This window comes from Bradyrhizobium amphicarpaeae (assembly GCF_002266435.3).
In the GTDB taxonomy this organism is placed as follows: domain Bacteria; phylum Pseudomonadota; class Alphaproteobacteria; order Rhizobiales; family Xanthobacteraceae; genus Bradyrhizobium; species Bradyrhizobium amphicarpaeae.
On record NZ_CP029426.2, the window covers coordinates 2,703,213 to 2,722,272 of the forward strand.

Annotated in this window: 16 protein-coding genes; 12 read left to right on the forward strand and 4 right to left on the reverse strand. The window is 64.4% G+C overall.

Annotated elements, in window-relative coordinates:
- Nucleotides 1-36 precede the first annotated feature (36 nt).
- The 6 genes from CIT40_RS12395 to CIT40_RS12420 all read left to right on the forward strand — a co-directional run bounded on the left by CIT40_RS12395 (nt 37) and on the right by CIT40_RS12420 (nt 6,781).
- Entirely contained in the window at nt 37-987 is a 951-nt protein-coding gene (locus CIT40_RS12395; protein WP_094896213.1) for an ABC transporter permease, read from the forward strand.
- Nucleotides 984-1,877: an ABC transporter permease gene (locus CIT40_RS12400; protein WP_094896214.1), complete on the forward strand. Its 894-nt coding sequence runs from the start codon at nt 984-986 to the stop codon at nt 1,875-1,877. Before CIT40_RS12395 ends, CIT40_RS12400 begins: the two co-directional genes overlap by 4 nt.
- Before the next feature lie 2 nt (nt 1,878-1,879).
- On the forward strand, nt 1,880-2,893 hold the full coding sequence (locus CIT40_RS12405) for an ABC transporter ATP-binding protein (RefSeq protein WP_094896215.1): 1,014 nt from the start codon (nt 1,880-1,882) through the stop codon (nt 2,891-2,893).
- Nucleotides 2,890-3,894, forward strand: coding sequence for an ABC transporter ATP-binding protein (locus tag CIT40_RS12410; protein WP_094896216.1), 1,005 nt, complete (start codon nt 2,890-2,892; stop codon nt 3,892-3,894). Before CIT40_RS12405 ends, CIT40_RS12410 begins: the two co-directional genes overlap by 4 nt.
- 55 nt (nt 3,895-3,949) lie before the next feature.
- Nucleotides 3,950-5,443 carry an ABC transporter substrate-binding protein gene (locus CIT40_RS12415; protein WP_094896217.1) on the forward strand — a complete coding sequence of 498 codons (1,494 nt, stop codon included), beginning with the start codon at nt 3,950-3,952 and terminating at the stop codon, nt 5,441-5,443.
- Between the two features lie 363 nt (nt 5,444-5,806).
- On the forward strand, nt 5,807-6,781 hold the full coding sequence (locus CIT40_RS12420) for a magnesium transporter CorA family protein (protein WP_094896218.1): 975 nt from the start codon (nt 5,807-5,809) through the stop codon (nt 6,779-6,781).
- Between the two features lie 40 nt (nt 6,782-6,821).
- Here the strand turns inward: CIT40_RS12420 and CIT40_RS12425 are convergent, their stop codons facing one another.
- Complete coding sequence (locus CIT40_RS12425) at nt 6,822-7,448, reverse strand: alpha/beta hydrolase (RefSeq protein ID WP_094896219.1); 627 nt, start codon at nt 7,446-7,448, stop codon at nt 6,822-6,824.
- Nucleotides 7,445-8,383 (reverse strand): ring-cleaving dioxygenase, encoded by a 939-nt coding sequence (locus tag CIT40_RS12430; RefSeq protein WP_094896220.1) that lies wholly within the window; start codon nt 8,381-8,383, stop codon nt 7,445-7,447. The genes CIT40_RS12425 and CIT40_RS12430 overlap by 4 nt, the downstream gene beginning before the upstream one ends.
- A gap of 128 nt (nt 8,384-8,511) precedes the next feature.
- Between CIT40_RS12430 and CIT40_RS12435 the strand changes: the two genes are divergently transcribed.
- From CIT40_RS12435 to CIT40_RS12460, 6 genes are all read left to right on the forward strand, one after another.
- Nucleotides 8,512-9,423, forward strand: coding sequence for a LysR family transcriptional regulator (locus tag CIT40_RS12435; RefSeq protein WP_162307463.1), 912 nt, complete (start codon nt 8,512-8,514; stop codon nt 9,421-9,423).
- 297 nt (nt 9,424-9,720) lie between these two features.
- Complete coding sequence (locus CIT40_RS12440) at nt 9,721-10,506, forward strand: ABC transporter permease (RefSeq protein ID WP_094896326.1); 786 nt, start codon at nt 9,721-9,723, stop codon at nt 10,504-10,506.
- A gap of 28 nt (nt 10,507-10,534) precedes the next feature.
- Nucleotides 10,535-11,530 (forward strand): ABC transporter substrate-binding protein, encoded by a 996-nt coding sequence (locus CIT40_RS12445; protein WP_094896221.1) that lies wholly within the window; start codon nt 10,535-10,537, stop codon nt 11,528-11,530.
- A gap of 12 nt (nt 11,531-11,542) precedes the next feature.
- Nucleotides 11,543-12,379 (forward strand): ABC transporter ATP-binding protein, encoded by an 837-nt coding sequence (locus tag CIT40_RS12450; RefSeq protein ID WP_244611956.1) that lies wholly within the window; start codon nt 11,543-11,545, stop codon nt 12,377-12,379.
- 31 nt (nt 12,380-12,410) lie between these two features.
- Complete coding sequence (locus CIT40_RS12455) at nt 12,411-14,084, forward strand: carbon-nitrogen hydrolase family protein (RefSeq protein ID WP_094896327.1); 1,674 nt, start codon at nt 12,411-12,413, stop codon at nt 14,082-14,084.
- A 44-nt stretch (nt 14,085-14,128) separates the two neighbouring features.
- On the forward strand, nt 14,129-15,097 hold the full coding sequence (locus CIT40_RS12460) for a LysR family transcriptional regulator (RefSeq protein ID WP_244611957.1): 969 nt from the start codon (nt 14,129-14,131) through the stop codon (nt 15,095-15,097).
- A gap of 12 nt (nt 15,098-15,109) precedes the next feature.
- Here CIT40_RS12460 and CIT40_RS12465 read toward each other — a convergent pair whose 3' ends face one another.
- Together CIT40_RS12465 and CIT40_RS12470 are read right to left on the reverse strand one after the other, a co-directional pair.
- Complete coding sequence (locus tag CIT40_RS12465; RefSeq protein WP_094896223.1) at nt 15,110-17,803, reverse strand: hybrid sensor histidine kinase/response regulator; 2,694 nt, start codon at nt 17,801-17,803, stop codon at nt 15,110-15,112.
- Complete coding sequence (locus CIT40_RS12470) at nt 17,800-18,831, reverse strand: ABC transporter substrate-binding protein (protein ID WP_094896224.1); 1,032 nt, start codon at nt 18,829-18,831, stop codon at nt 17,800-17,802. The genes CIT40_RS12465 and CIT40_RS12470 overlap by 4 nt, the downstream gene beginning before the upstream one ends.
- Nucleotides 18,832-19,060 lie beyond the last annotated feature (229 nt).

Sequence of the window (19,060 nt, forward strand, 5' to 3'; positions counted from 1 at the left end):
GATCGTGCCGCAGATGAGCCCTGAAGCCGAGCGCGCATGAGCGTCTTTGTCCTCCGACGTCTGGTGACCTTGCTGGCGACGCTGGTTGGCGCATCGCTGATCATCTTCCTCGTGCTCGATGCGCTGCCCGGCAACGCCGCGCAGATGCTGATGGGCGCCGATGCCTCGGCGGATGCGGTGCGCGCGCTCACGGTCAAGCTCGGGCTCGATCAGCCGCTGGCGGTCCGCTATCTGCAATGGATCAAGGGCCTGCTCGTCGGCGATCTCGGCAATTCCTATGTCTACGGCACGTCGGTCGCCAGCCTGATCGCGGAGCGGCTGGTGCTGACCGTTCCACTCGCGATCATGGCCATGGCCATCACGGTGTCGCTGGCGCTCACGGCCGGCATCTACACCGCCGCCAACCACAACAGGCTCGGCGACGTCGGCGTGATGTCGCTGACGCAAATCGGCATCGCGCTGCCGAATTTCTGGTTCGCGATCCTGCTGGTGCTGTTGTTCGCGGTCCGCTTGCAATGGCTCTCGGCGGGGGGATTTTCCGGCTGGGAGGATGGCATCTGGCTCGGCGTCAAGTCGCTGCTGCTGCCGGCGATCTCGCTCGCGGTGGTGCAGGCCGCAATCCTTGCGCGGGTCACGCGATCGGCCGTGCTGGAAGTGCTGCGGGAGGATTTCGTCCGCACCGCCCGCGCGAAAGGGCTCGGCAAGCGCGAGGTGCTGTGGAGCCACGTACTGCGCAATGCCATGATCCCCGTGATGACGGTGATGGGGCTGCAATTCGCCAATCTGCTCGCCGGCACCATCGTGATCGAGAACGTGTTCTACCTGCCGGGCCTCGGCCGGCTGATCTTCCAGTCGATCGCCAATCGCGACCTGATCGTGGTGCGCAATTGCGTGATGCTGCTGGCGACCATGGTCGTCATCGTCAATTTCGTGGTCGACGTGCTTTATGCCTTTATCGATCCCCGCATCAAGGTCCACGACCTGTGAGCGGGCCCCTGACCACGCCGATTGACGCGTCAGTCGCGGCGCGCCGCGTGCCGGCCAGGACCTTCTGGGCCCGCGCGCTGCGCCATCGCAGCTTCGTGCTCGGCGGTTCGCTGAGCCTTCTCGTTCTTGCTTCAGCACTGCTGTCGCTGGTGTGGACGCCGTGGTCGCCCTACGACATCGACATCGCCGCGAAGCTGCGGCCGCCCTCGGCCGCGCACTGGCTCGGCACCGATTCCTTCGGCCGCGACATCGTCTCGCTGCTGCTGGCGGGCGCCCGCTCCACGATCCTGGTCGGCGTCATCGCCGTCGGCATCGGTCTCAGCTTCGGTGTCACGCTGGGCCTGATCGCCTCGGCCCGGCGCGGCTGGAGCGAAGAGATCATCATGCGCTTCTCCGACTTCACCTTCGCCTTTCCGGCCGTGCTCTCTGCGATCATGCTCGCCGCGGTGTTCGGACCCGGCATGGTCACCTCGATCGTCGCGATCGGCATCTTCCAGATCCCGACGCTGACCCGGCTGACGCGAGGCTCGGCCAACGCGATCTGGGCGCGCGAATTCGTGCTGGCCGCGCGCGCGGCAGGCAAGGGCGCCTTCCGCATCACCATCGAGCATGTGCTGCCGAATATCCTGTCGATCCTGATCGTGCAGGTCACCATCCAGTTCGCGCTCGCCATTCTCGCAGAAGCCGCCTTGTCCTATCTCGGCCTCGGCACCCAGCCGCCGCAGCCGTCCTGGGGGCGGATGCTGAACGATGCGCAGACGTTGCTGTTCCAGTCGCCGATGCTCGCGGTCTATCCAGGCGCTGCGATCGCGATCGCGGTGCTCGGCCTCAATCTGCTCGGCGACGGATTGCGCGACCTGCTCGATCCCCGACTGGCGCGGGAGCGATGACGATGGGCGCGCGACAGGCAGTGCCGCTGCTCGAGGTCGAAAATCTCGGCGTCGGTCTCAACACCAGCCGCGGGCCGGCGGAGGCCGTGCGCGGTGTCAGCCTTGCCCTGAAGCGCGGGGAAACGCTGGGGCTGGTCGGCGAGTCCGGCTGCGGCAAGTCGGTCACGGCGCTGTCGCTGATGGGGCTGCTGCCTGACAGCGCCGTCGTCACCGGCAGCATCAAGCTCGACGGCAACGAGCTTGCCGGGCTTGCGGACGCGGACTATTGCAAGCTACGCGGCAACCGCATCAGCATGATCTTCCAGGAGCCGATGACCGCGCTCAATCCGATGCATACGATCGGTCATCAGGTCGCCGAGCCGCTGCGGCGTCACAAGAAATACTCGGCGGCGCAGGCGCGCAAAGAGGCGGTCGCCTTGCTCGACCGTGTCGGACTGCCCGATGCCGTCAGGCGCGTCGATGCCTATCCGCACCAGTTCTCCGGCGGCCAGCGCCAGCGTATCACGATCGCGATGGCGCTCGCTTGCGAGCCGGATCTGCTGATCGCGGACGAGCCGACCACCGCGCTCGACGTCACCATCCAGGGCCAGATCCTCGACCTCATCGCCGATCTCGTCGAGGAGCGCGGCATGTCGATGATCCTGATCTCGCACGATCTCGGCGTCATCGCCGAGAACGTGCAGCGCATGATGGTGATGTATGGCGGCACGGTCGTCGAGAGCGGGCCGACCGACGAGGTGTTCCGCCGCATGGGCCATCCTTATACGCAGGGCCTGTTCCGCGCCCGACCGAAGCTCGGCGCGCGCAAGGGCACGCGGCTGAAGACGATCGCGGGCACTGTGCCGGAGCTTGCCGATCTGCCGTCCGGCTGCGCCTTCTCCGACCGCTGTCCGCTGGTGATCGACCAGTGCCGCGCCGCGCTTCCGCCGATGATCGACGTCGGACCCGGGCACTTCGTCCGCTGCATCAGGACCGATGTCTCGATGTCGGAACGCGAGGGAGTGCTGACCGCATGACTTCCGTGCCGCTTCTCGACGTGAAGGATCTCGAGCAACGCTATGCCTTGCCGCGCGAAAGCCTGTTTCGCCCGCCGGGGCAGGTGCGTGCGCTCAATGGCGTGAGCGTGCAGGTTGCCGCGGGCAGGAGCCTCGGTGTCGTCGGCGAGTCCGGGTCGGGCAAGTCGACCCTCGCGCGGCTGGTGATGGCGCTGGAGCGGCCGACGTCGGGGCAGGTCGCGCTGCTCGGCCGCGATCTCAATCGCATCTCCGCCGACGAGCTGCGCCGTGCCCGCCGCGATTTCCAGATGGTGTTCCAGGACCCCTACGGCTCGCTCGATCCGCGCCAGACCATCGCCCGCATTGTCGCCGAGCCGCTGACGGTGCTGGAGGGAACCGATCGCACCACGTTCCGCGAACGTGTCGCGGCGGCACTGCGTCAGGTCGGCTTGCGCGACGCGGACATGGAGAAATATCCGCACGAATTCTCCGGCGGCCAGCGCCAGCGCATCGCGATTGCGCGCGCGCTGATCACCCAGCCCAAGCTGATCGTCGCCGACGAGCCGGTCTCGGCGCTCGATGTCTCGGTCCAGGCGCAGGTGCTGAACCTGATGCAGGATCTGCAGGAGCAGTTCGGCCTCAGCTATGTCCTGATCAGCCACGACCTCGCCGTCGTCGACTATCTCTGCGACGAGGTCGCCGTGATGTATCTCGGCCGGATCGTCGAGCAGGGCCGGCCGGAGGATTTGTTCGAGCATTGCGCCCACCCCTATACGCGGGCGCTGCTCGAGGCGGTGCCGCGGGCGCGTGCCGGCGGCGGGCGGCGGCGGCGCGGGAGCCAGGCGATCGCCTCGCAATCGGCGGCCACGACCGGGTGCCCCTATGTCGTGCGTTGTCCGCTCGCCGACCAGCATTGCCGCGAGGCCCTGCCTGAGTTACGCAAGGTGGGCGAGGGGCACCTTGCCGCCTGCCACAAGGCCGAGGCCGTGATGGCGTTGCCCCAGGCAGCCGTGGAAGGTTAGTGTCCGGAGCAGGATTGGCTTAGGCTCAAGAACAGAACAGGCCGGGGAGTTACGCATGTTGAGGAAACTATCGATCGTCGCCTTTGCCGCCGCGCTGGTGGCTGCGCCTTTGCCCGTGCTGGCGCAGAGCAAGAAGGACAGCGTCGTCATGGGGATGACGCTGGAGCCGCCGGGACTCGACCCCACCAATGCCGCCGCCGCTGCGATCGCCGAGGTCACGCTCTACAACATCTACGAGACGCTGACCAAGATCAACGAGGACGGCTCGACCTCGCCGCTGCTGGCGGAGAGCTGGACCGCATCGCCCGACCTGAAGACCTACACGTTCAAGCTGCGCAAGGGCGTCAAATTCCACAATGGCGAGCCGTTCAACTCAGCGGCGGTGAAGTTTTCGTTCGAACGCAACGCGGCCGCGACCAGCACCAACAAGGACAAGAGCCTGTTCCAGGCCTTCGAGAAGGTCGAGACGCCAGACGCCGACACCGTCGTCATCGCAGTGAAATATTCCGAGCCGAACCTGCCGTTCCTGCTCGGACAGGCGAGCGCCTCGATCGTCGAGCCGAAGAGCGCGGCGACCAACGTCACCCAGCCGGTCGGGACCGGACCCTATCAGCTTGGCGCCTGGGCCAAGGGCTCCTCGATCACGCTCAACAAATGGGCCGACTATCGCGATGCCTCGGCGATCAAGCTTTCGAAGGTCACGATCCGCTTCATCTCCGATCCGGCCGCGCAGGCGGCTGCGCTGCTCTCGAACGACGTCGACGCGTTCCCGCGCATCGCGACCCGCGTCGTTGCTCAGTTCAAGTCCGATCCGCGCTTCACGGTACTGATCGGCGGATCCCGGGCCAAGACCATCGTCGCGATCAACCACCGCAAGAAGCCGCTCGACGACGTCCGCGTTCGCCGCGCCATTCTCGCTGCGATCGACCGCAAGGCCTTGATCGACGGCGCCGTCGAGGGCTTCGGCACGCCGATCGGCAGCTTCTACACGCCGGGATCGCTTGGCTATGTCGACACCACCGGCGTCAACCCTTTCGACCCCGAGAAAGCCAAGAAGCTGCTGACTGAAGCCGGCGTCACCACCCCGCTCGAGCTGTCGCTGAAGCTGCCGCCGCCGCCCTATGCGCGGCAGGGTGGCGAGATCGTCGCGGCCCAGCTCGCCAAGGTCGGCATCGTCGCCAAGATCGAGAACGTCGAATGGGCGCAGTGGCTGTCGCAGGTGTTCGCACCCAACGGTCCGCACAATTTCGACCTGACCATCGTCAGCCATGTCGAGCCGTTCGACCTCGTCAAGCTCACCGAGCCGGACTACTATATCGGTTACAACAACGAGGCCTTCAACGCGCTCTACAAGCAGATCGTGTCGACGCCGGATGAAGCCGCGCGTACCAAGCTGCTCGGCGACGCCCAGCGCATGCTGGCCACCGACGCCGTCTCCGCCTACCTGTTCCAGCCGCAATGGCCGACCGTCACCAACAAGAAGCTGAAGGGCGTCTGGAAGGAAGTCCCGCAGTTCGAGAACGACTTCTCGGCGTGGTCCTGGGAATAGCAGCGCTCGAACAAATCGAAGGTTCGCCTCGACAAAAATGGCCTCTTCCTTCGGGAAGAGGCCATTTTTTCGACGGGCCCAAAGCAAAAACGCGAAAACAACCCCATGCACAGTAGACGGGGCCAGCTATTTCAATGGCTTGCGCGCCTTGCTCGGCATCAAACGCCACAACTAACCCCGCTTGATGCGTCGGGCAAAACACCGACATGATGGCAGCATCGTAACAAGATCGCGCCGTTTCTTTCGAGCGCAGCTTCTGTCGATTTCCGGACATTGAACGATTGAAATCCTCATGCGTTAGCTTGTCGCAGGATGGCCGTATGCCGCGCGATCCGCCGCCAGGGGGCACACGGAGTTCGGTTCTTGCTCAAGCTGTACAGATGGCCGTCCAATGACTGGCGAAGCATCAGCGCGGAAATGCCCTCGGAGATCATCTGGGCCGACCTGCTGAATGCGACCGACGAGGAGAAGCAGTTCGTCGAACGGCTGCTCAATATACACATTCGATCCGAGGATTCGCTCAGCGAGATCGAGGCGTCCAGCCGTCTGGTCTTCGAGCGCGGAACGCTCTATCTCAGCGCGCCTGCTGTCCGGCTCGACGAGGAAGGCGAGGCCGAAATCACGCCGGTGGGTTTTGTTATCGGCCCGCGCGTGCTGGTCACGGTCCGCTTCGCCGAGTTGCCGATTTTCGACGACGTCGGCAAGCGTATCGGTTCCGACGACAGCCTCGAGAACGGCATGTGCGTGTTCACCAGCCTGCTTGAAGCCATGGTCGATCGCGGCGCCGATGTCCTGGAGCATCTCGGCGCCAAGCTCGACGAGCTCTCGCGGGGCGTCTTCAAGGGGGGCCTCGTTCGCTCCAAGCGGCCGGTTCGCTCCAGCCGCAGGATGCGAGAGGCGTTGGAGAACGTTGGCGAGCTGGCCGACCGTCTCGCCAAGGCGCGCGATGTCCTGCTCGGGGTCGGCCGCATCGCGTCGTTTGCCGGCGATGTCGGAAGCGGATGGGTCACGGCCGCGTCGAAGAAGCGCCTGGAGGCCGTATCGAAAGACGTGGCTTCGCTCGGCGACTACGAGACCCGGCTGTCCGACAAGATCCAGCTTCTGCTCGATGCGGTGCTCGGCTTCATCAACATCCAGCAGAACGAACTGTTCAAGATCCTGACGATCGTGTCCGTGGTCGGCGTCCCCCCAACCATCCTCGTCGGCATCTGGGGCATGAATTTCAAGCACATGCCCGAGCTTGACTGGACCTTCGGCTATCCGCTGGCATGGCTCGCGGTCATTGCAAGCGGCATTCTGCCGCTGATCTGGTTCAAGCGGCGCGGCTGGTTCGAGTGAAAAGAGCGGCGCATCGTTCGTACGATGCGCCGCTCGTGGATCATGCAGCCTCGGCGTCGACCTTGCCGATCCAGTCGCGGGCGAGCGTCAAATCGGCCTGCGACAATTGATGGCCCGCCGGCAGGACCCTGTGGGTCACGCTCGCGCCCGCTTGCGACAGCAGGGCGGCAAGCTTGGCCGAATTGCCGGGCGGCACGATCGGATCGCCTTGGCCGGACAATAGCAGGACCGGCTTGCCTGCAAGATCGGCCGTGGGCGGATCCGACAGCGGCACCATCGCGCGCAGCAGGATCGCGCCGGCCAGCACCTCCGGCTGCAGCAGCAACAGCGCGGCTGCGATGTTGGCGCCGTTGGAGAAGCCGACCGCGATCGGCGCGGCGATGCCATATTGCTTCCGTGCCTCGCTGACGAAATCGCCAAGCTCACGCGCGCGCAACCGCACATCGTCCTCGTCGAACACGCCTTCGGCGAGACGACGGAAGAAGCGCGGCATGCCGTGTTCGAGCACGCGGCCGCGCGGCGAGAGCAGGGCGGATCCGGGCGAGATCATCTTGCCGAGCCCGAGCAGGTCGTTCTCGTCGCCGCCAGTGCCGTGCAGCAGCAGCAGCGGAGGGGAGCCCGCGCTTACCGCGGGCTCGAAGCGATTGATGAAGGCACTCTCGGTCATGACACGCTCTCTTCCAGGCTCGGCAACACGCCCTCGATCTGCTTGCGCTGGGCCTCGAGGAAGCTGGGCAGCTTCAGGTCGCGTCCCAGCGTCGCTACGGGTTCGTCGACGGCGAAGCCGGGGATGTCGGTCGCGATCTCGAACAGCACGCCGCCGGGCTCGCGGAAGTAGATCGAGCGGAAGTAGTTGCGATCCCTCTGCTCGGTCGGATGCAGGCCGTGATTGCTCACGAGCCTTTGCGCCATCTGGCCTTGCTCGGCGTCGTCAGCCGCGCGGAACGCGATGTGATGCACGGAGCCGCCGCCTTGATGCCCGCGCAGAAAGCCCTTGGCCTCGTAGATATCGACCACGCTGCCCTCGGCATCGCCCGGCGCCTTGAAGCGGATCACCGAGCCTTCGCGTCCCGTCTCCTTGAAGCCGAACACGTCGGTGAGAACGGCAGCCGTCTTCACCGCGCTGTCGAGCAGCAGCGTCACGCCGTGGAAGCCGCGGATCGCATGCTCGGCCGGCACGTCGCCGTTGCTCCAGCCTGGCTCGCTCTCCGCACCCGGTACGCCGACCAGCGCCAGCGCCATGCCGTCGGGGTCGGTGAACGGCAGCACGGACTCGCCGAAGCGCTTCTCGAGCGCCTCATAGGCAATGCCCTTTTCGGTGAAGCGCTGGGTCCAGTAGCCGAGCGAGCGCTGCGGCACGCGGAAGGCGGTCTGATGGGTCTCGCCGACGCCGCGGCGCCCGGCCGGAACGCCGGCCCAGGGAAAGAAGGTCAGGATTGTACCGGGCCGGCCGGTCTCGTCGCCGTAATAGAAGTGATAGGTGCCGGGATCGTCGAAATTGACCGTCTTCTTGACGAAGCGCAGGCCGAGATCCCTTGTGTAGAAGCCAAAATTGCGGATCGGGTCGCCCGCGATCGCGGTCACGTGGTGCAGTCCAGACATTGTGGTCCTCCAAGGCTCGGGGAGCGTCTTGCTCTGGCCGGAAATATTGTTCCGCTTTGGATTGGAGACAATCCATGCAAATATGACGGCTATGTCTACGATTTGGAAACAATCGGCGGAAACAGCCCGTGGATAAGCTCGGCAGCCTGCGGGCGTTCGTGAAGGTGGTCGAAAGCGGCAGCTTTGCGGAAGCCGGCCGGCAGCTGCGGCTGTCGCGTTCGGCGATCAGCAAGTACATCGCCGACCTTGAGGAGAGCCTTGGCGTCCAGCTGCTGAACCGGACCACGCGGCATGCGAGCCCGACCGAGAGCGGCCAGCGCTATTTCGAACGCGCGCTCGTCATCCTCTCGGAGGTCGAGGCGGCCGATCAGGCGGTGACACAGGCCCAATCGGCGCCGCGTGGGCTGCTCCGCGTCAACGCACCGATGTCGTTCGGCACGATGCGGTTGGGTCCGGTGCTGGCCGATTTCATGGCGCGTCACGGCGAGCTTCAGCTCCAGATCGTGCTCAGCGACGATCTGCTCGATCCGGTCCAGGACGGTTTTGATGTCACTTTGCGGATCGCCGAACTGGAATCGTCGAGCCTGATCGCGCGAAAGATCATGCCGGTGCCGCGGATGATCTGTGCGTCCCCGGATTATCTCGTGCGTCACGGCACGCCAAAACATCCGCAGGATCTGCGCGAACACACTTCGCTGACTTACGGCTTCCTGCTCACCGGCAATCAGTGGAAGCTGACGGGCGCCGACGGCGACCACTGGATCCAGCCGGCCTGGTCACTCTGCGTCAACAATGCCGAAGTGCTGCGCGATGTCGCGATCAAAGGCAGGGGGCTCGCGCTGCTGCCGGAGTTCATCGCGGCAAATGCTTTGCGGAAGGGCGAGCTGCGCGCTGTTCTTGAGGACTATTCGGCGCCGCCGCTCGCGCTTTATGCGGTCTATCCGCCGACTCGGCACCTGTCAGTGAAGGTGCGGCTGTTCATTGACTTTCTGGTGGAGCGGTTTGGACGTGAGGAGGAAGCGGGCGCGCGCATGCGCTGAGGCATAGCGACTGCAATCCCGTGCCGGCGAGTGCGCCTCCGGCGGCCACAGAACCGAAGACGGTAGTCTGCTGCCCTCAACAACCGCTCTGCCTTTCACAAGGGCGGAAAAGCGCACTTTGCCCAACTCTTGAGCTATGCAAGCCTGCAAATCAATCACCAGGAAGATTGATTTCAATATGCAGTTTTGCACGAGCGATTGCATATCTCGCCATTTTCTTTCGCGCCGCTGAAGCCAACACTTCCCTTGCTCACGGCGGCAAGCGCGCAGCGAACCGCAGAGACCACGAGGATGCTGATGCAACAGATCACCGAGGCGATCTCGAATCCAAAGGTGAAGCGCGCCATCGAATTGGCGATAGGGCCGCTGCTGCTGTTCGCCTTGTGGTGGATCGCGTTCAAGGGGCAATTGGTCAACAAGGATCTGTTGCCGTCGCCAGTCGACACTCTGCGCGATACCGCGGCCAGCATCGCGGCCGGTAAGATGACCGGAGATTTCGTCCACACCATCGCGCGTGTCGGCTATTCGACCTTGATCGCGGTGATTGCCGGCGTTCCGATCGGGATCGTGCTCGGCGCCAAGGCCGCGATCTATCGCTCGGTCGAATTCCTGGTGGACTTCTTCCGCTCCACGCCGGCGACCGCACTGTTCCCGCTGTTCCTGCTGCTGTTCGGCCTCGGCGATTTTGCCAAGATTGCGGTTGCCGCTTTCGCTGCCTGGCTCGTCATCGTCTTCAACGTCGCCTACGGCGTGATGAATGCTCGTCAGACCCGCATCCTTGCCGCGCGTTCGATGGGCGCCTCGTCACTCCGTATCTTCAAGGACGTCATCTTCTACGAAACCCTGCCGCAGACCTTCGTCGGCCTGCGCACTGCGGTGTCGCTAGCGCTGGTGGTGATCATCGTCGCCGAGATGTTCATCGGTGCGACCGACGGCATCGGTCACCGCATCATCGACGCACAGATCTCGTATTCGCTCACCGACATGTACGGCTCCATCCTGATCGCGGGCGCGATGGGATACGGGCTCAACCTCATGCTCCTGATGATCGAACGCTCGTTCATTCACTGGTCGGGTAAATAGTCCGCCAATCCAAAACCAAGAGGCCATCATGCAAACGAAGAGATTTCTTGCTGCGTTCGCGACGTCCACGTTCCTGCTTGGCACGGCCGGTGCGCATGCGGCCTGCGACAAGACCGAGAAGGTGACCGCAGTCTGGCTGCCGATCATGCAGACGACGGCCTACTACGTCGCTCTCGAAGAGAAGCTGTTCGAAAAGGCCTGCATCGAAATCGTCTCGACCAAGATGGAAGCGCCGAACCAGATCATCGACGCCCTCATCGCAGAGCGCGCCGATTTCGGTCCTCCGGGGGCTGCGGCCGGCATTGCGATGATTGCGGAAGCCAAATTCCCAGGCAAGCTGAAGGTGTTCGGCCTGCAGGGCGGGGGCATCGCCGTCGATCGCATCAATGACGGACTGATCGTCAAGCCGGACAGCCCGATTAAGAGCTTTGCCGATCTGAAAGGCAAGTCGCTAGGTCATGTTCCGGGCATTCAGTGGCGTACCATCTCGCGCCACATGGTCCGCTCGGCGGGGCTCGATCCCGATACCGACGTCAAGCTGGTCGACCTTGCCGTCGCCATGCAGGTGCCTGCCGTCGTCGGCGGGACGGTGGATGCGACATTGTCGCTCGAGCCGGTCGGGTCGATCGCCGTCGCCTCCGGCAAGGCGGTTCGCGCCATGAGCAATCCGGTCGCGCACGTGATAGCCGATCCCTTCTATTCCGGAGCTTCGTTGATGACCACGAAGTTCCTGAAGGAACGACCCGACGTTGCGCGCAAAGTCGTTGCCGCGATCGACGAGGCGACCGACCTCGTGAACGCCGACTTCAAGAAGTACAAGCCGATCCTCACCAAGTACACACCCATCAAGGAGGACCAGCTCGAACTCCTGGCGCAGCCCTATCTGCGCGGCTTCAAGGACCTGAACGACGTCGACCTGAAGTCGTATCAGGCGCTGGTCGATGTCTTCATCAAGGAGGGCGTCGTGGCCGGCCCGATCAACGTCAAGGACAAGATTCTCGCCAAGTCTGATCTCGGAAATTGATTGGATCATCCGATGGGTAATGTGACTGCGATGCGTGTCGTGGACCGGACGGCCGCCGAGGGTGCGTCACCTGTTCCGTCGGCCAAGCCGCGGCAGGCCTACGTCACGGTGCGTGGGCTCAGCAAGAAATTCCAGGGCACCACGATCTATGAAGACTTCTCGATCGACCTGCCGATGGGGAAGTTCATCTCGGTGTTCGGCCCGAATGGTTGCGGCAAGAGCACCTTCATCAACATGATCTCCGGCCTGATGCCGATGGATGCGGGTGAGGTGCTTTACGACGGCCAGACCATCCGGGACACCCGGATATCGTACGTATTCCAGAACTACAGGGAGGCGCTGTTTCCCTGGATGCGCGCGATCGACAACATCCACTATCCGCTCAAGGTGATCGGCGTGGACCGCAAGGAGAGGGGCCGTCGCGTCGAGAAGCTGCTCGCTGATTTCGACGTGCCGTTCGACCTCAACGCCTATCCCTACACGCTGTCCGGAGGACAGCAGCAGACGGTTTCTATCCTGCGCGCGCTGGTGACCGAGCCTGAAGTGCTGTTCCTCGACGAGCCCTTCTCCGCGCTTGACTACGAGATGACGCTGTTCATGCGGGAACGGCTCCAGCACATCTTCATGAAGCTGAAGACCACGATGCTGCTGGTGTCACACGATCTCGAGGAAGCCATCCAGCTCGCCGACCAGGTCGTGCTATTGACGCGCCGGCCGACGCGGGTCGCGGAGATCGTTCCGGTGGATCTGCCGTGGCCGCGCGACCTCGACGTCACCACCGGCGAGGGGTTCATCACCCTGAAACGCCATTGCCTCGACCGCTTCTGGCGCGAGGTCAAGCGAGATTAAGTCGATCAACTTTCGAAAGATGGAGACCAACATGACGAAGCGCCGTTTCCGCGCTGCCGCCGTCCAGACGCTCGCCCGTCTGGGGGATTTCGACCACAACATCGCGCTTGTCACGCAATATGTCCAGGAGGCCGTAAGGCAGGGGGCCGAACTGGTGGTGTTCCCCGAATGCATGGACACCGGCTATCTGTTCGATTCCGTCGACCACTGCCGCGAGCTCGCCGAAACGATGTCGGATGGACCGTTTGTCACGGCGCTGTCCGCACTCGCCAGGAAGCACCGCATCTACATTGCCAGCGGCGTCACCGAGTGGGATCCCGCCAAGGAGAAGATCTTCAACACAGGCATCATGTTCGGCAGGAATGGCGAGACCGTCTGCCACTACCACAAGCAGTTCCTCGCGACCCACGATCAGAACTGGTTTGCGTTCGGCGAGCGCGGCTGCCCGGTGGTGGATACCGATCTCGGCAGGATCGGCCTGCTGATCTGCTTCGATGGCCGCATTCCCGAGATCTTCCGCGCGATGGCGATGCAGGGCGCGGAAGTGATCGTCGACATGGCGAACTTCTTTGCCATGGACCAGGCGGACATGTGGGGTCCGGCCCGCAGCTACGAGAACGGCATGTGGCTCGTCGCGGCCACCAAGGCCGGCTATGAACGCTCGATCTACTATCCCGGCGGCAGCATGATCGTCGACCCCAAGGGACGCGTGCTGTCGAAGGTGCCTTACGATACGCACGGCATGGCCATTGCTGACATCGATCTCGACGCCGCGCACGACAAGTCGATCTACGCGGCGAATGACAAGATCGCCGACCGCCGTCCCGAGACCTACGGCCTGATGGCGCTGCCATACGAGAAGACGCCGGTTTACCGGATCGCCGAGCAGCCGCTGATCCCGGCGAAATCCGTCGCGAAGGTGGCGGCGGTGCAGATGCACGTGACCAAGGACAGCCCGCCCGAAGACGTGTTCGACATGGTCGACCACGCGGCGAAGCTGGGCATCAAGGTCCTCACGCTGCCGGAATATGCGTTCTGTCCGTCCGCCATTCCGAATGCAGCGGAGGCCGCGGCCCTGGCCGACCAGACGGCGATGTTGCTGGCAAAGACAAGCGCGATCGCGTCCCGCTATCAGTGCCTGATCGCATTGCCCACCGTGGAGCGGGCCGCAGCGGGGCTATATGTCACGACGTTCCTGATCGGGCCCGACGGCAAGGAGGTCGGGAAATATCGCAAGACTCACCTGACGGCCGAGGAGCGTAAATGGGCGAAAGCGGGCGACGACTATCCGGTGTTCGAGACGCCGTTCGGCCGGATAGGTGTCATGTCCGGCTATGACGCCGTATTCCCTGAGGTGTCGCGTTGCCTCGGCATCGCGGCCGCGGACATCATCCTGTGGCCGGCCTCGCTGCGCGAGCCGTTCGAACGGGAGTTGCTGGCGATCCCGAGAGCCGAGGACAATCGGGTGGCGGTGGTGCTGGCTAACCGCGTCGATTCGCCCTATCCGGGCGGCAGCCTCGTGATTCCGCCGACCGGCTTTCCGCTTTGGGACATCAACGTGGTCGCGCCGCGCGCCCTCAGGCTTGGCGCCGTGATGCCCAAACATATCGACCTGGCGGTCTGCCGGCAAAAGCTGATGATCCCGAAGGTCGACATGTTCGCCAACCGGCTGGTCGAGACCTACGCTCCGATCATTGCCGCCTGACGATTGCCGGGCCTGCTGATATGCCCGAAACTGGCGAGTGTTAGATGCCGAAGCTCGCGAACGGGCATATCAGGACGGCCGAGATGGCGAAGGCTGCGCGAACGCTGCGCTACAATTGGGACGACGTGATCTTCTTCCTGGAGGTCGCGCGCACCCGCAATCTGGTTCGCGCCGGCCAGAAGCTGAAGGTCGACCACACCACCGTCAGCCGGCGGGTGAGGGAGCTCGAACGCAGCCTCAACACCACCCTCTTCAAGCGCAGTAAGGCCGGCTTTGCCCTGACCGAAGCGGGCCTACGGCTGCTTCAGTTCGCCGAGGGCATGGAGAACAACGCCAACGCCATCATCGAGACGGTGGTTGGGTCCGAGAAGGCGGATGCCGCTGGAGCGGTGCGAATTGCCGCCATGGAAGGCATCGGCAGCATGTACCTGACGAGCTGCATGGCCGCGTTCAGCAAGGCGTGGCCCTCGATTCAGGTCGAGCTGATTACCGATACACGCCTGCTCGACATGACGCGCCGTGAGGCCGACATCTTCATCAGCTTCTTCCGACCGAAGGGAAGGCGGCTCTCGGTCAAGAAGATCGGCGAGTTCCGGATATTTCTTTACGCCTCCAATGCCTATTTGCAGCGCGCGGGAGTCCCGTCCGATCTGAAGGACCTCGACAACCACGCCTTCATCGATTTCATCGACGAGCACATCCACATCAAGGAAAACCGCTGGCTGTCCGATATCCTGCGGCCGGCCCATGTCGTGTTTCGCAGCACCAGCCTGGTCTCGCAATATATGGCGGCATCGAACGGCCTCGGCATCGCCATGCTGCCGTCCTACGTGGCGGCTCACAACAAGGATCTGCGCCCGATACTGCCGAGCTATTTTTCCGTCCGCGACATCTGGATTTCTGTCCACGAGGACCTTCTCCACATCGCCCGCATCAAGGCGGTCATGGGCTTCCTCGAGAAACGCGTCGCGGCCGATGTCGATCACCTGATGTCGGCGGCGCATCCGCGTTGACGAGGTCGCATCTCACTTGATCGACGGTTGTTCCAACGGCCGGAGCAGATCGTTCAGCGCGTTCATCGATGACTTTTGAAGCGCAGCAAGCTCGCGGGCGGCATCCTTGCATTCGGCAGGCGACATCGAGGAGGACGCAAGCTCGACCTCGCGGCAGCGCTCGAACAGGCGAACGAGGCCGAGCGCGCCGGCGGCGCTGCCGAGCTGGTGCGTGAGCCGCGCAAGTTGCCTGCGATCGCCGGCCGCCGCGGCCGTGGCAATGTCCTCGATCAGCTTGTCGCTGGTCTCCTGCAGCAGATGATGCAGTTTTGCGATCTGCGCGGCGCCGAGCAACTCCTTTTGGTCGTCGAGATAGTGCCGGTCGATGATCGCGCCCGCGGCGAGTTGCGCTGCGGCCGGCTCGACGCCGGGGTCGTTCTCGATCGCCTCGCGGAGCGCATTGACCAGGATCGGCTTGCTGACCATTTGAACAATGCCAGCGCCCGCGAGCCGCTCGCGGGCACTGGAGGAAACGTCGGCGGTCACGGCGATGATGCGCGGCACCCTCGGCAGGCCGAGCTTGCCGATCCGCGACGCCGCCTCGACGCCGTCCATGTCGGGCATGTGCAGATCCATCAGGATGACGTCGAATGATTGATCACGGGCGAGCGCAACGGCCGATGCGCCGTCCGTGGCGATCGTGGCATGATGGCCGAGCCGGTTCAGAATCGCTTCGCCGACCTCGCGATTGACCGGATCGTCGTCGACCAGCAACACGCGGAGCGGCCGCGACGGCGGCGGAAGCGCGCCTGATGCGACGCCGCTCGCGGCAAGGGCGAGCGGCACCTCGAACGTGAACGTGCTGCCCGTGCCCGGCGTGCTCTCGACGGTCAGCTCGCCTTGCATCAGGCGGCTGAGGCGCCGCGCGATCGCAAGGCCGAGGCCGGTGCCGCCGAACCGCCGCGCGATGCTGTCGTCCGCCTGGACGAAATCCTCGAAGATCCGCTCGTGCATGTCGGGGGCGATGCCGATGCCGGTGTCGCGGACCGTGATGCGCAGCAGGATATGGCCGGCCTGCCGATCGGCGGCCGCGTTCACGGCGATCCCGCCCGACGGCGTGAACTTGATGGCATTGCCGATCAGGTTGAGCAGGATGCGATTGAGCCTGACGGGGTCGCCGTGCACGGAGGTGTGGACCGAGGCATCGCAGGCGACGTCGAAGGTCAGTCCCTTGCCGAAGGCCTGGGGACGCATCAGGTCGGCGGCCGTTTCGATCAGCTGGTCGAGGCGGAAGCTGCGCGGCTCCAGCGCCTCGGTGCTGGCCTCCAGGCGCGCATATTCCAGGATGGCATCGACCAGCGCTATCAGCGTCTCGCCGGATGCGGCTGCGGTGGTGAGATGGCGCCGCTGCGCTTCGCCAAGGCTGCCGTCGTCGAGCAGCTGCAGCACGCCCATGACGCCGTTCAGCGGCGTGCGCAACTCGTGGCTGACGACGGCGAGGAAACGCGATTTGGTCTCGTTGGCCGCCACCGCCGCGCTGCGCGCGCGCTCGGCGGCGTCGTGCTCGGCGAGGGCCTGATCGCGCGCTTTCTCCAGTTCGGAGGTGCGCTCGACCACCTTGCGTTCGAGCGTCGCATAGGAATAGCGCAGCTGCGCGGCCATCCGGTTGAACTGGTCGCCGAGCGCCTCCAGCTCGTCGCCGGTCTTGATCGCGAGCCGCAGGCCGAGATCGCCGCTCCCGATCCGCCGCGCGCCCTGCGTCAGGAGCTGGATCGGCCCGGTCATGCGCCGGCTGAGAAAGAGCGAGACCAGTACCGCACCGGCGAGCAGGACGACGAGGAGAAAGGTCGAACGGCTGATCGACGCATAGATCGGCGCATAGGCCTCGCTGAGCGGCAGCTCGACGAAGACCAGCCAGCCGAGCGAGGGGACCGTTGCATAGGTCGACAGCACGCGCTGGCCGGTCAGATCCTCCTTGACCAGCCCGCCGGAGGGCGGCCCCACGCCGTCGAGTGCGGCGCGGACGTCGGCGTGCCCCGAGAGATCGCTGCGCTGAAGGGCCCGCCACAAATCGGGATGCGCGATCAGGACGCCCATGCGGTCGACCACGTAGGCCTTGCCGGTGTTGCCGACCCTGATCCCCGTGACGAGGTCCCAGATGAAACGCAAATTGACCTCGGCGACGATCACATCCGGATTGCGGCCGGTGCCGCGCGTCGCAAGCGTCATGTACGGTTCGGTGTCGCCGAAGAAGTAGACCGGCCCGTAATAGGCCCGGCTATCGTTGGCGCCGCGGAAGGCCGGCGACGCCGAGAGGTCGGCCTTGCTGCCGATCCTGTCCGCCACACGGCGGGACACGCGCACCCGCTCGATCCCCTGCGAATCGAGCTCGGCGATTTCCGCGATGGCGGGCGACAGGCGCAGCAGGCGGATGGCGTTCAGGCGCTGGTCTTCGTTGGTCGACAGCTCCGGCGGCAGGCGTGCGAGCCATCTGATCTGGCTTTCGATCTGGCCGATGAATTGGCCGATCTGGATCGCCGCGGAGGCGGCCTGTTCGCGCTGGGTTGCCGCCAGAAGCTGCTTCTGCTCGCGATAGGAGAACCAGACGTCGAAGCCGGTGCTGATGGCGAGCGCGGCAAAGGCGAGGGCGACGATCGAGTAGAGATATTTGCGGAACAGCCGGCCGGGAGGCGTCCGCACAGGTCCCTGGTCGACGGCCTCGTTCACTCGCGGATCTCGTCGGCGCGCGCCAGCAGCGTGAAGGGAATGCTCAATCCCAGCGTTCGGGCGACCGTGCGGTTGATCAGGAGCTCGTATTTCCGCGGCGACTGCACCGGAAGATCGCCGGCCTTGGTGCCGCGCAGGATCAGATCGACGTAATCGGCCGAGCGCACTTCCAGCGTCGGCCCGTAACTCATCAATCCGCCGGCATCCATGAAGTAATGGAACGGATAGATCGTGGGCACGCGATATTTGGCGGCCGCCGCAACGACGGCCTGCCGGTTGACGACGAGGAAGCTGTCGACCAGCGCAATCATCGCCCCCTTCGGCTGTTCGGCGAAGCGCCTGAAGGCCTCGTCGATGTCCGCAGGTGCGTCGATCGGGACGGGGATGACGGATACGCCGCACTCGGTGGCCTCCTGCTCGATCGAGTCGAGGAAGAAACGTCCCGCCCGCGGTGTGGTCGACGGGTTGTACAGGGCTCCTGCGCGGGCAATATCCGGCACCGCCTCACGGACGAGCTGAAGCCATTTGCCGCCCATCTCGGCGGTGCTGCTGGTGAAGCCCGTCACGTTGCCGCCGGGATGGGCAAGGCTCTGGACGAAGCCATTGCCGACGGGATCGTTGGCGGTCGCGAACACGATCGGAATGGTCTTGGTGGCGGCAAGAACCGCCGCGGTTTCGACCGTCGACCCTGTCAGAATCACGTCCGGCTTGAGCTCCAGCAATTCCTGAATCGCCGCCTTCATCCGCCCCGGTGCACCGAAGCTCGAACGGAGCTCGAGGCGGAAGTTGACGCCTTCGACCCAGCCGCGCTGCCTCAAGCCGACGATGAGGCCGCCGAGGCGGGATGTCGCGCTGTCGATCATGCTCCTTCGGGTCAGTTCGTCGTCGAGCGGCAATGCGGTCAACGATGCGACGATCCGCACGCGATCCGACGTTGCGCCGAGCGCGACCCATCCTGCGGCGGTTGCGCCCGCAAGCCGAATGAAGCCGCGGCGATCCACCGCGAGTGCGGAAGGCCGTTCGGTCATGAAACTCTTCGCATGATGGCTTGCCCCGGAGCGGATGATTAGCGCGAACGGCCGGCATCCACAATTGATGAAAAAATGCGCTTATGAATGCTCATTCGCAGCGTTTGGCAGCCCGATACCGTATTCCTACGTTGCCAAAGAGTCGCTGTTTCGAACGCTGTCTTCTTCGTGACGCCTTGTAACGCCTTCGCGTTGCAGCATTTTCCGTCTCGGTTGCGAGGACGGTGCG

Coding starts and splice junctions, on each gene's coding strand:
- CIT40_RS12395 (WP_094896213.1), top strand. CDS start 37: ATGAGCGTCTTTGTCCTCCGACGTCTGGTGACCTTGCTGGCGACGCTG.
- CIT40_RS12405 (WP_094896215.1), top strand. CDS start 1,880: ATGGGCGCGCGACAGGCAGTGCCGCTGCTCGAGGTCGAAAATCTCGGC.
- CIT40_RS12410 (WP_094896216.1), top strand. CDS start 2,890: ATGACTTCCGTGCCGCTTCTCGACGTGAAGGATCTCGAGCAACGCTAT.
- CIT40_RS12415 (WP_094896217.1), top strand. CDS start 3,950: ATGTTGAGGAAACTATCGATCGTCGCCTTTGCCGCCGCGCTGGTGGCT.
- CIT40_RS12425 (WP_094896219.1), bottom strand. CDS start 7,448: ATGACCGAGAGTGCCTTCATCAATCGCTTCGAGCCCGCGGTAAGCGCG.
- CIT40_RS12430 (WP_094896220.1), bottom strand. CDS start 8,383: ATGTCTGGACTGCACCACGTGACCGCGATCGCGGGCGACCCGATCCGC.
- CIT40_RS12440 (WP_094896326.1), top strand. CDS start 9,721: ATGCAACAGATCACCGAGGCGATCTCGAATCCAAAGGTGAAGCGCGCC.
- CIT40_RS12445 (WP_094896221.1), top strand. CDS start 10,535: ATGCAAACGAAGAGATTTCTTGCTGCGTTCGCGACGTCCACGTTCCTG.
- CIT40_RS12450 (WP_244611956.1), top strand. CDS start 11,543: ATGGGTAATGTGACTGCGATGCGTGTCGTGGACCGGACGGCCGCCGAG.
- CIT40_RS12455 (WP_094896327.1), top strand. CDS start 12,411: ATGACGAAGCGCCGTTTCCGCGCTGCCGCCGTCCAGACGCTCGCCCGT.
- CIT40_RS12460 (WP_244611957.1), top strand. CDS start 14,129: ATGCCGAAGCTCGCGAACGGGCATATCAGGACGGCCGAGATGGCGAAG.
- CIT40_RS12470 (WP_094896224.1), bottom strand. CDS start 18,831: ATGACCGAACGGCCTTCCGCACTCGCGGTGGATCGCCGCGGCTTCATT.